This window comes from Tepidicaulis marinus, assembly GCF_000739695.1.
In the GTDB taxonomy this organism is placed as follows: domain Bacteria; phylum Pseudomonadota; class Alphaproteobacteria; order Parvibaculales; family Parvibaculaceae; genus Tepidicaulis; species Tepidicaulis marinus.
Map to the genome: position 1 here is coordinate 1 of NZ_BBIO01000031.1, position 10952 is coordinate 10952.

Genomic DNA, 10952 nt, shown 5'->3' on the forward strand with positions numbered 1-10952 from the left:
ACGCTGCTGGCTGAAAAGAAAGCCAATCCAGGCCGCCGCCGCACCGCCCAGGCCCTGAAGGAACTGGGCGAACATCCAGCGGACGGTAAGCCCGTGCAGGTTTTCAACGGGCGCTATGGTCCTTATGTAAAGCATGGCAAAACGAATGCGACCTTGCCCAAGGATCAGGATCCGGAAAGCGTGACGCTGGAACAGGCCGTGGAACTCATCGCGGCCAAAACCGGCAAATCGCCTGCGGCCAAGAAGAAGACCGCCGCCAAGAAAAAGACGGCGGCGAAGAAAAAAACGGCTGCCAAAAAGAAAACCGCTGCAAAGAAAAAACCAGCTACGAAAAAAACCGCAGCGAAAAAGAAAACTGCTGCAAAACCCGAAACCGCTGACACAGGTGAAGAGTAGAAGTGGCTGACAAGCGCGCCCCCCGCGCCCGCAACAAAGCTGCCAGGGATGGCGGCGCGCAGGCAGGCATGCCTTCGCGCGACGAAATCCTCTCTTTCATTACCGACAATGAAGGCAAGGCGGGCAAACGCGAGATTGCCCGCGCTTTCGGGCTTGCGGGCAACCAGCGCATCGCGCTGAAACGCATCCTGAAAGAGCTGACCGATGAAGGGCTGATCAAAAAAGGCAAAGGCAAACGCCTTGCCCCGCCCGGCACCCTGCCGCCCGTCGGCGTCATCAACATCACGGGCCGGAACGAGGATGGCGAGCTTGTCGCCGAGCCTCACCAATGGGACGAAGAAAGCCCGCCTCCCTCCATCATCATCGCCCCGCCCCGCGCCAAGGACCGCCATCAGGGCGCGGCTGTCGGTGTCGGTGACCGGGCGGTTGCCCGCCTCTTCCCGCTCGAGGGCGGAGAAGACTATGCCTATGAAGCGCGCATCGTGCGGCGCATCGGCAAGGCTGCGGAAACGCTGCTCGGAATTATCCGCGAACATACCGAAGGCGCGCGGCTTCTGCCCGTCGACAAACGCCTGCGCATGGAGTTCGAGATTTCCGGCCGCGATCTTGGCGATGCGCGCGAAGGCGATCTTGTGCTTGCCGAAACCCTGCCCGGCCCCCGCTCCGGCCTCAAACGCGCCAAGGTGCGCAACGTGCTGGGCAATGCCTCCGATCAAAAATCCATCGGCCTCATCGCCATTCATGCTCATGGCATTCCGGATGTCTTTCCCGAGGCGGTCATCGCCGAGGCGGAAAAGGCGAAACATGCCAGCCTCGGCGAGCGCACGGATTTGCGCGACATCCCGCTGATCACCATCGACCCGGCCGATGCGCGCGACCATGACGATGCGGTCTATGCGGCGCCCGACGATGATCCGAAAAACGAAGGCGGCCACATCGTTTATGTCGCCATCGCCGATGTCGCCGCCTATGTCACGCCCCGCTCGCTCCTCGACAAGGAAGCGCGCAAACGCGGCAACTCTACGTATCTGCCCGACCGCGTGGTGCCGATGCTGCCCGAGCGCATCTCCAATGATCTGTGCTCGCTGGTTGAAGGGAAAGACCGTGCCTGCCTTGCCGTGCGCATGGTCTTCGACAAGAGCGGGCACAAAATTTCACACCGCTTCATTCGCGGGTTGATGCGCTCCCACGCCAAACTTTCTTATCAGGCCTTCCAGAAAGCGGTGGACGGACATGCGGACGAAAAAACCGCCCCGCTCCTCGATACCGTCATCATGCCGCTCTGGAACGCCTATCAAACCGCCGCCAAGGCGCGGGATATACGCGGTCCGCTGGCGCTCGATTTGCCCGAATACAAGGTCGAGCTGACGGAGACCGGCAAGGTGAAGGCCATCCGACAGGCCGAGCGCGTGGAGGCGATGCGCCTCATCGAAGAGTTCATGATTCAGGCGAATGTTTCGGCTGCCGAAACATTGGAAGAGAAAAAATCGCCGCTCATCTACCGCATCCACGATGCCCCTTCGCAGGAAAAGATTTTCGGCCTCTCCGAATTCCTGAAAAGCATGGATATTTCCCTGCCCAAGGGCCAGCGCATGACGCCGGCCCAGTTCAACAAGATTCTGGCGCAGGCGGAAAAAGGCGACTTCATCCATCTCGTCTCCGACATGGTGCTGCGCTCGCAAAGCCAGGCGGTGTACGACCCGCAAAATCTCGGCCATTTCGGGCTGAACCTGCGCCGCTACGCGCATTTCACCTCGCCCATCCGCCGCTATGCGGACCTCATCGTCCACCGCGCGCTGATCTCCGCGCTCAAATTCGGCAAGGACGGTCTGACGGATGAGGAGATCAGGGATCTGGAAGAGATCGCCGAGCACATTTCCTTCACCGAGCGCCGCTCCATGCTGGCCGAGCGTGAAACAACCGACCGCTATGTCGCCTCCTTCCTGCACTCGAAAGTAGGCGGGGATTTCGAGGGCCGGATTTCCGGCGTCTCCCGTTTCGGGCTTTTCGTCAAGCTGGCGGACACGGGCGCGGACGGCATCGTGCCCATCTCTCAGCTTGCGGGCGATTACTTCATCTATGATGAAGGCCGCCAGGCGCTGATCGGCGAACGCACGCACAAGGCTTACCGGATCGGTGAGAATGTGCGCGTCAAACTGCTCGACGCCGTGCCGGTGACGGGCGGGCTTTTGTTTGAGATGCTGGAAGGCGGCTCGACGCTCACGCCCCGCAAGGGCGCGCGCAGCGCGCCCGGCAGGGCTCCGCGCCGCGGCGCCGCGGGCCCGCGCGACAAATCGAAAGCGGGCAAGCACCGGCGCGCTGCCGCCAAGGGAGCCAAGGCCAAGCGCAAACCGGGCGCGCGCTAAGCCCGCTCCGGCCCGGCGCGGCAATCGGACACATTGTTTGGAGACATGCCAGTCTCTAATTAGGGTGGCGATGAAGGAGAAGCGCATGACCGGTTCCGGCACCCCCCTGACCTACCGCAATGAACGCCCGCTCTGGCCGGCCATGTGGAAGGGCATGCGCTTTACCTGTCCCCATTGCGGGGAAGGCAAGCTCTTCACGAGCTACCTGAAGATCACGCCGAACTGCGCAAGCTGCGGCGAGGAACTGCATCACCACCGCGCCGATGACGCCCCGCCCTATTTCACCATCCTGATCGTCGGCCACCTCATCGTGCCCATGATGATGGCGCTCGAATTTGCCTATTGGCCCCCGCTCTGGGTTCATGCTGCGATCTGGCTGCCGCTGACCGCCATCCTATCGCTGGCCATTCTGCCCGTCGCCAAGGGCGCCACCGTCGGCCTGCAATGGGCCTTGCGGATGGAAGGCTTCGGCCGCGCAGGCTGACGCTCCTTCTCGAAACATAGAGCCAATCGTCCGGCATTAAACCCGTGATCGGGCTGTGCCGCCACCTCCCTTCCGCATAAGATCGCCGCACATGAAAACCCCGCTTATGGGAGCGCGAGATGAGCGAGCGGCAGATAAAGACGATCGAGGAGCTTGAAGCGCTGTACGGCGCCCCCGTCCCCGTTTCATTGAGCAAAGAGCGCGATCACCTCACCGCGCATTACCGCGCCTTCGTGGAAGCGGCGCCCTTCATGCTGCTCGCCACGGCAGGGCCCGAAGGGCTCGATTGTTCCCCGCGCGGAGACCCGGCCGGCTTTGTTCATGTGGAAGACCCCCGTACGCTGCTCATCCCGGACCGGCGCGGCAATAACCGGCTCGACAGTTTGAAGAACATCCTGCGCGATCCGCGCGTCGCCCTGCTCTTCCTCGTGCCGGGCGTAGGCGAAACCCTGCGCGTCAATGGCCGCGCCTCGATCCTCGCCGGTGAGAAACTCACCGCCCGTTTCACCATGCAGGGCAAAGCCCCGCGCTCCCTCATCAAGGTGGAGATCGAGACGGTCTATTACCAATGCCAGAAAGCGCTTGCCCGTTCCGGCCTCTGGCAATGGGAAAGCTGGCCCAAAACCCGCCCGGTCCCTACGGCAGGTGAGATCAATCAGGGTTTCGATCCGGCATTCGACGGTGCGGCCTACGACCGCAATTACCCCGAGCATCTGAAAAAATCCATTTACTGAGCGCCCCCCGCAAGCGGGCGCGGCTGGACTTCACACCGCCTTGGAGGCATTGTTTGCCCCACAGGGAGTTCAGCAATGTCCAATAACGAACAGGCCGCAAAGGCCGTTTTCGATCCGAAGAACAGCCGCAATCAGGAATACCGGGAAGGCAAGGCCCCCGCCGTGCGCCCCAAGGAAGCGGCAACACTCATTCTCGTGCGCCGCGACGGGCCGAAGCCGCAAGTGCTGATGGGCAAGCGCCATGCGGGCCACAAATTCATGCCGAACAAATTCGTCTTTCCCGGCGGGCGCGTCGATCCGGCAGACAGCCGCATTGCGGTGAGCGAGGATTTGCGCAAGCCCGTGAAAGAAAAGCTGCTGAAGAAAATGCGCGGCACGCCCTCGGAAGCCCGTGCGCGCGGCATGGCCCTTGCCGCCATCCGCGAGACCTTCGAGGAAACCGGCCTCATTGTCGGCAAGCCGTGCCCGGAAATCCGCCGCACGAAAAATCCGGACTGGCAAAGCTATTTCGACCAGAAGGTTTTACCCGCCCTCGGCGCCATGGATTTCTTCTTCCGCGCCATCACGCCGCCTTACCGCACGAAGCGTTTCGACACGCGCTTTTTCACGGTGGATGCGGAACACATTCAGGGCGATATGCACGATATTGCCGGCGGCTCGGACGAGCTTCTGGAGGTGCACTGGCTGACGCTCGACGATGCGCGCGGCCTTGATTTGCCGAACATCACCCGCGTGGTGCTGGACGAACTGGATGAGCGCCTGGTGCTCTCCACCCAGGCCGCCGCGAAACGGCCCGTGCCCTTCGTCTATTTCCGCCAGGCGGGCCCCATCCGCGAAACGCTCTAGGCCGCGCGCTCATGACCAAAGTAAAGCCGCGCGATGCGGCCTCTCTCATTTTGCTCGACGAAACGGGCGGCGAGCCGCGCGTCCTCATGGGCAAACGCCACAGCAAAGTTTCCTTCGTGCCGGATGCCTATGTCTTTCCGGGCGGCAAACTCGATGCGAACGACGCGCATATCGAGCCCGGCACCGACTTTACGCCGGAAACGGAAAAGGCCCTCGTCCATGCCGGCTGTCCGGGGGCAAAGGCGCGCCATCTGGCGCTCGCTGCCATCCGCGAAACCCGCGAGGAGACAGGGCTCTTTCTCACAAGACCCGGCACGCTCAAGGGCCGGGTTTCGGGCACGTGGGAAGAGTTTCGCAAGGAAGAACGCCTGCCCGATCTTGAAAAACTTACCTTCGCCGGGCGCGCCATCACGCCGCTTTCAAGCCCCATCCGCTTCCACGCCCGTTTTTTCCTGGCATCGGCAGCGCATACGCAAGGCACGGTGCAAGGTTCGGGCGAGCTTTCGGACATCGACTGGTACCCGCTATCCGAAGCGCTCAAATTGCCGGTGATCGATGTGACCGAATTCATGCTGAAGGAATTGCAGGCCCGCGCCAAAGGCATCACGCATCCCGTGCCGCCGCTTTATTGCTACCGCAATGACAAGCCTGTCGTGGTGCGCCGGAAAGCCTGATCATTCCTCGCGCATGCCCGAGCGCATGGAGCCGATGGCCTTCAGCAGCACCTTGCGCACGCTCGCAGGCAGCGGCAGCGGCATCGTTTCAAGGCTCGGGCGCATCGGTTGAACGGAAATCCCGACCTCCAGAACACGCGTGCCCTCCTCATTAAGCGCGCGCACGATCAGGTCCACCGTGCCGATCGTCGTGCGGTCGCCCATATCGAGCGGCTGCGGCAACCGGCGCAGCAAAAATTCCTCCGCGCTCAACTCCGCTTCTTCCTCGCTCACGCTGAAATCATAGAGCGGGGCCACATCGCCCATGCGCGCATCGGGCTTCAAAATGAAATCGCCGAAGAAAGTGCTGGTAAACTCGTCCTCCGGCACCGGGCGCGCGAAAAGCTTGTCGAGAAGCTGCACCTGCCGGGGCGTCACGAAGATATAGATGCTGTCCCCTTCTTTCAGCCGCCCCGCGCGCCGCGCCGACATGGAAGCCCCGTCCCGAATGACAAGCGAGGGCCGGGCCCAGCGCGGCATACGCGCGCCGAGCGCCACGGGACTGTCGGGCGCGATTTTATAGGTCACGAGCTCATGGCGCGAAGCGGTGGGCAATTCGAGCTGAATGCGGTCCACCGGCCCTTTGATGGGCGGCACCAGAAGCCCAAGCCAGCGCGCCACGGGGCCGATGCTCCAGCCCTGAATGGCAAGCGAGAGCAGCACCACGATAAAGGCGATGTTGAAATAGCTCTGCCCGTCCCCGATGCCGCCGACAAGCGGGATAATGCCGAGCAGGATCGACACCGCCCCGCGCAGCCCAACCCAGGAAACGAAAGTCATATCGGCGGGCGAAAACCGGAAAAGCGACAGGCATATCCAGACGGCGAGCGGGCGGGCAAAGAAAATCAGAAAAGCGGCGATCGCCAAGGCGCCCGCAAAAACTGCGGGAAATTCGGACGGCGTCGCCAAAAGCCCAAGCGTCAGGAACATGGCGATCTGGCAGAACCACGTCACCCCGCTTTGAAAATCCTCCAAAGCCTGGGAATAGCGCATGCGCATATTGCCCGCGATGAGCCCGGCAATATAGGTCGCAAGGAAACCGCTCGCCTCGACGATGGACGCCATGGCAAAGACCGTGACGGCGAGCGACAGCACGATAAGCGGATAGAGCGGTTTGTCGAATTGAATGCGGTTTACCGCCACGAGGATAAGCCAGCCGCCCGCCGCCCCGATCAAGGCCCCGCCCAGCATCGCCCAGGCAAAACGCCCCAGCAGCCCCGCGCTCAGCGTTTCGATCCCCGCCCCTGCCGCAATCAGCTCGACAAGCGTCAGCGTCAGAAAGATCGCCATGGGATCGTTCGTGCCGGATTCGATTTCGAGCAGCGAGCGAATGCGCTCGCGGATCGTTACCCCGCCGACGCGCAGGAGAAAGAACACCGCCGCCGCGTCGGTGGAGGCGAGAATGGTGCCGAGCAGCATCCCTTCCAGCCAGCCAACATTGAAAAGAAACTTGGCGGCTGTCCCCGTCAGCCCGGCGGTCAGCAGCACCCCCGCCGTTGCCAGCACCACGGCAGGCACACCCGCCGCCCGGTAGGAGCGGAAGCGCGTCGCATAGCCGCTATCGAAAAGAATGACGGAAAGCGCGATGGAGCCGATGAGATAGGCCGTGCCTGCATCGTTGAAGACGACAAGGCCGAAGCCGTCTTCGCCCGCCGCAAGCCCCACCACAAGGAAGACCAGCAGCAAGGGCGAGCCGATGCGGAAGGACAAAAGGCTGGAAAGAATGGCGGCGCAGACGAGCCCGGCAACGATAAAAATGGCGACGGTCTGCGCTTCGAGCATTCGGTTGTTGCCTCGTGTTTCACATGTGACGGCGATCCGCATCCCGGACAGGTAGGAGCCCCGCAGAGCACGGCAATTTTATCCAGCAATTTTGCCGCTACATTGTAGAAACAGTATTAAAGGCCGGATTGTTCGCTTCCAAACCGAATTCATCGGGCGGCGGTTCCGCGATAACAAGAAAAGCGCTTAAGAAATGGCTGAAATCATCAAAAAAGGCGCCTTGAGCGAAAAGGAACGCATCAAGAGCCTTGCCGCCGTCATCGCCTGCATCACCGCTGTCGGCATGGGGCTCGGCCTCTCCATCCCCCTGCTCGCCCTGCAGCTCGAACAGCGCGGCACCGACACGGCCTTGATCGGCCTCAACACCGCCATGCCCGCGCTTGCCACGCTGGTCTTTACACCCTTCATCCCGACCCTTCTGCGCCGCGTGCAGCCGGACCGGTTCCTTCTGGCCTGCATGGCGCTCTCGGCGGCCTGCATGCCCTGCTATTTCCTTTTCCCGAATATCTGGGCCTGGTTTCCTATCCGCTTCATCAACGGCATCGCGCTGACCGGCCTTTTCGTCGTCTCGGAATTCTGGATCAACCAGCTGGCGGACGAAAAAAGCCGCGGCAAACTGATCGGCCTTTACGGCTCTATCCTGTCAGGCGGCTTTGCCATCGGCCCGCTCATTCTGGCGCTGGTGGGCAGCGAGGGCGCGCTGCCCTTCCTCATCGTCTCGTTCTTGACAGTGAGTGCCAGCATTCCGCTTTTCCTTGCCTGGGGTCTTGCCCCGCGCGTGGAGGAAGCGCCGAGCCGGGGGCTCTTGACCTTTCTCTTCGTCGCCCCCGCCGCCACCCTTGCCGGGCTCATTTATGGGGCAACGGAGACCAATATTTTCAACCTCCTGCCCATCTATGCCCTGCGCACCGGCCAGACGGCGGAAACCGCCGCCCTGGTGCTCACCGTCTTCGGGGCGGGCAACATCCTCTTCCAAATCCCCATCGGGGCGCTGGCGGACCGGATGGACCGCCGCCTCGTCCTTCTTATCTGCGCGGGCTTCGGCTTTGCGGGCACGGCGCTCCTGCCCCTCGTCTCCCAGAGCATCTATCTCTTCATCCCCTCTCTTTTCGTCTTCGGCGGCGTGGTGGTGGGCATGTACACGGTCGGCCTCACCCTCCTCGGAGAGCGTTTCCGGGGGGCGGACCTTGCCTCGGCCAATGCCACTTTCGTCATGCTCTATTCGGTGGGGGCCCTTGCCGGGCCGCCGCTCGCCGGGCTTTCCATGGATGTCTGGGACCCGCATGGCCTTGCCGTCTTCATGGCCGGGCTGATCGGGGTCTATCTCATTCTGGTGGGCTGGCGCTATTCCACCCCGAAACCGCGCGATCCCATGGCCTGAACCCGGCGGTGGGCTTCAAGGCCCAGAAAAGGGCGAAAATCTGCGATTCGGCAGCTCCTGCCCCTCAAGCCACGCTTGACATCGCCCGCGCGATGGGTAGTCTGCGGCGCAATTCCGAGGCATCAATTGTGAGACTTCCGTCCGGACTCGGCCGCGGCGGGCAAAGATTGAGGATTTCGCGATGGCGAAGCCGACCACGCTGAAAATCAGGCTCGAAAGCACCGCGGGCACGGGCTACTTCTACGTCACGAAGAAGAATACCCGTACGATGACCGAAAAACTGGTCATCAAGAAATACGACCCCGTCGCGCGCAAGCACGTCGAGTTCAAGGAAAACAAGATCAAGTAATCTTGGGCGCAGGAGCGCGGCTCCTGTTCAATATATTTACCCGCAAGGGTGCCGAAGGGCGAGGCTGTCACTCATACAGCCTCGCCCTTTGCTGTATGATGCCCTCAAATCAACGCTTAGTTGCTGAGGGAGGACCCGATGTCCGCAGCAGAAGATTACCGCAAGAAAGCAAGCACGCTCACCTACCGCCATCAGGCCTTCATCAATGGCCGCTTCACCGATGCCGCCTCCGGTGAGACCTTCGACAATTACAGCCCGATAGACGGCCAGGTCCTGACCGCCATCGCGTCTTGCGACAAGGAAGATGTGGACCGGGCCGTAAAAGCTGCCCGCGCGATCTTCGAAAAAGGCACCTGGTCGGAAATGGCGCCGCGCGAGCGCAAGACCGTGATGCTGAAATTCGCCGCGCTCATTGCCGACAATGCCGATGAACTGGCATTGCTCGAAACCCTCGACATGGGCAAGCCCATCACCTTCTCCCGCCAGGGCGACATGGAAGGGGTAGTGCGCACCGTGCAATGGTATGCGGAAGCCATCGACAAGATTTACGACGAGCTTGCCCCCATGGGCACGGGCGCCGTCGGCATGATCACCCGCGAGCCGCTCGGCGTCGTCGGCGCGGTCGTGCCCTGGAACTTCCCGCTCCTCATGGCCGCCTGGAAATTCGCGCCCGCTCTTGCCGCCGGCAACAGCGTCATCATGAAGCCGGCAGAGCAGTCTCCCCTCACCTGCCTGCGCGTCGCCGAACTTGCGGGCGAAGCAGGCATTCCGGACGGCGTCTTCCAGGTGCTGCCCGGTTTCGGGGAAACGGCGGGCCAGGCGCTTGGCCGCCACATGGATGTGGACATGATCGCCTTTACCGGCTCGACGGAAGTCGGCAAGTACTTCCTGAAATATTCCGCCGAAACCAACATGAAACATGTGAGCCTGGAATGCGGCGGCAAGTCCCCCAACATCGTCTTTGCCGATGCGCCGGACCTCGATGCCGCCGCTCAAGATGCGGGCATGGCGGTCTTTTATAATTCAGGCCAGGTCTGCGTCGCCGCCACCCGCCTTCTGGTGGAAGAAAGCGTCCATGACGAGTTTCTGGAGAAAGTGAAAAAGGTCGGCGAAACCATGCAGCCGGGCGACCCGCTCGACCCCGCCACGATGATGGGCACCATGGTCGACAGCGAACAGACCGAACGGGTGAAATCCTATATCGAGATCGGCGCCAAGGAAGGCGCAAAACTTGCCTATGGCGGCAAGCAGGTGCGCCAGAACACGGGCGGCTATTATCTGGAGCCCACCATCTTCGACGGCGTGAAAAACGACATGCGCATCGCCCGCGAAGAGATCTTCGGCCCCGTTCTTTCCACCCTCACCTTCAAGGACCCGGAAGAGGCGCTCTCCATCGCCAATGATTCGATCTACGGACTGCAGGCCAGCGTCTGGACCCGCGACATCAACAAGGCGCACAAGGTAGCGCGCAAATTGAAAGCGGGCACCGTCAACGTCAACAATACCGATGGCGGCGACATCACCGTGCCCTTCGGCGGCTACAAACAGTCCGGCATCGGCCGCGACAAGTCGCTTCACGCCTACGACAAATACTCGCAGCTGAAGACGACATATATCGAATTGAAGTGAGAGATTGTGCATCTGCACAAGATGCGCATCGGTACAAAAGGCAAGGGCCGGCTGCAAGCAGCCGGCCCTTTCGTTTCCTCGTCGTCACAGGAAACGGCGGCCAATCGGAATTCGCGGCGTAACAGAGGAGGCCACTCCTAACCACGTGCCGACCGGCCTTCCTCGCGCGCCCGGGAGATGCGGCGGACCCGGACATCGCAAGGACCTAGATGACAAGAAAGGCTCGCACTTATATATGGCCGGAACCCGGCCATGGAACCCCCCTTTGCCTT

At 61.8% G+C, this 10952-nt stretch carries 10 protein-coding genes; 9 read left to right on the top strand and 1 reads right to left on the bottom strand.

Annotated features, from left to right (window positions below; translation table 11 throughout):
* From M2A_RS16460 to M2A_RS16485, 6 genes are all read left to right on the top strand, one after another.
* The coding region (locus tag M2A_RS16460; RefSeq protein WP_045449792.1) for a topoisomerase C-terminal repeat-containing protein at positions 1-396 on the top strand (396 nt) is incomplete at its 5' end.
* A gap of 68 nt (positions 397-464) precedes the next feature.
* Positions 465-2762, top strand: coding sequence for a ribonuclease R (rnr, locus tag M2A_RS16465; protein WP_081875714.1), 2298 nt, complete (start codon positions 465-467; stop codon positions 2760-2762).
* Between the two features lie 85 nt (positions 2763-2847).
* Positions 2848-3246 (top strand): DUF983 domain-containing protein, encoded by a 399-nt coding sequence (locus M2A_RS16470; RefSeq protein WP_052379577.1) that lies wholly within the window; start codon positions 2848-2850, stop codon positions 3244-3246.
* A gap of 119 nt (positions 3247-3365) precedes the next feature.
* Positions 3366-3980: a pyridoxamine 5'-phosphate oxidase family protein gene (locus M2A_RS16475; RefSeq protein ID WP_045449798.1), complete on the top strand. Its 615-nt coding sequence runs from the start codon at positions 3366-3368 to the stop codon at positions 3978-3980.
* Between the two features lie 75 nt (positions 3981-4055).
* A complete protein-coding gene (locus M2A_RS16480) occupies positions 4056-4826 on the top strand; it encodes an NUDIX hydrolase (RefSeq protein WP_045449800.1) in 771 nt (256 codons plus the stop codon).
* Between the two features lie 11 nt (positions 4827-4837).
* A complete protein-coding gene (locus M2A_RS16485; RefSeq protein WP_045449802.1) occupies positions 4838-5500 on the top strand; it encodes an NUDIX hydrolase in 663 nt (220 codons plus the stop codon).
* On the opposite strand, the gene M2A_RS16490 is transcribed toward M2A_RS16485, so the two are convergent.
* Positions 5501-7321: a potassium/proton antiporter gene (locus M2A_RS16490; protein WP_045449804.1), complete on the bottom strand. Its 1821-nt coding sequence runs from the start codon at positions 7319-7321 to the stop codon at positions 5501-5503.
* Positions 7322-7514: 193 nt separating this feature from the next.
* On the opposite strand from M2A_RS16490, the gene M2A_RS16495 reads away from it, so the two are divergent.
* The 3 genes from M2A_RS16495 (at position 7515) to M2A_RS16505 (ending at position 10680) form a co-directional block, all read left to right on the top strand.
* Positions 7515-8702, top strand: a complete 1188-nt coding sequence (locus tag M2A_RS16495) for an MFS transporter (protein WP_045449806.1) — start codon at positions 7515-7517, stop codon at positions 8700-8702.
* A gap of 181 nt (positions 8703-8883) precedes the next feature.
* Positions 8884-9051 (top strand): 50S ribosomal protein L33, encoded by a 168-nt coding sequence (gene rpmG, locus M2A_RS16500; protein WP_045449808.1) that lies wholly within the window; start codon positions 8884-8886, stop codon positions 9049-9051.
* A 138-nt stretch (positions 9052-9189) separates the two neighbouring features.
* Positions 9190-10680 carry an aldehyde dehydrogenase gene (locus tag M2A_RS16505; RefSeq protein WP_045449810.1) on the top strand — a complete coding sequence of 497 codons (1491 nt, stop codon included), beginning with the start codon at positions 9190-9192 and terminating at the stop codon, positions 10678-10680.
* Positions 10681-10952: the final 272 nt, after the last annotated feature.

Coding starts and splice junctions, on each gene's coding strand:
- rpmG (WP_045449808.1), top strand. CDS start 8,884: ATGGCGAAGCCGACCACGCTGAAAATCAGGCTCGAAAGCACCGCGGGC.
- M2A_RS16505 (WP_045449810.1), top strand. CDS start 9,190: ATGTCCGCAGCAGAAGATTACCGCAAGAAAGCAAGCACGCTCACCTAC.
- M2A_RS16485 (WP_045449802.1), top strand. CDS start 4,838: ATGACCAAAGTAAAGCCGCGCGATGCGGCCTCTCTCATTTTGCTCGAC.
- M2A_RS16470 (WP_052379577.1), top strand. CDS start 2,848: ATGACCGGTTCCGGCACCCCCCTGACCTACCGCAATGAACGCCCGCTC.
- M2A_RS16480 (WP_045449800.1), top strand. CDS start 4,056: ATGTCCAATAACGAACAGGCCGCAAAGGCCGTTTTCGATCCGAAGAAC.
- M2A_RS16490 (WP_045449804.1), bottom strand. CDS start 7,321: ATGCTCGAAGCGCAGACCGTCGCCATTTTTATCGTTGCCGGGCTCGTC.
- rnr (WP_081875714.1), top strand. CDS start 465: ATGCCTTCGCGCGACGAAATCCTCTCTTTCATTACCGACAATGAAGGC.
- M2A_RS16475 (WP_045449798.1), top strand. CDS start 3,366: ATGAGCGAGCGGCAGATAAAGACGATCGAGGAGCTTGAAGCGCTGTAC.
- M2A_RS16495 (WP_045449806.1), top strand. CDS start 7,515: ATGGCTGAAATCATCAAAAAAGGCGCCTTGAGCGAAAAGGAACGCATC.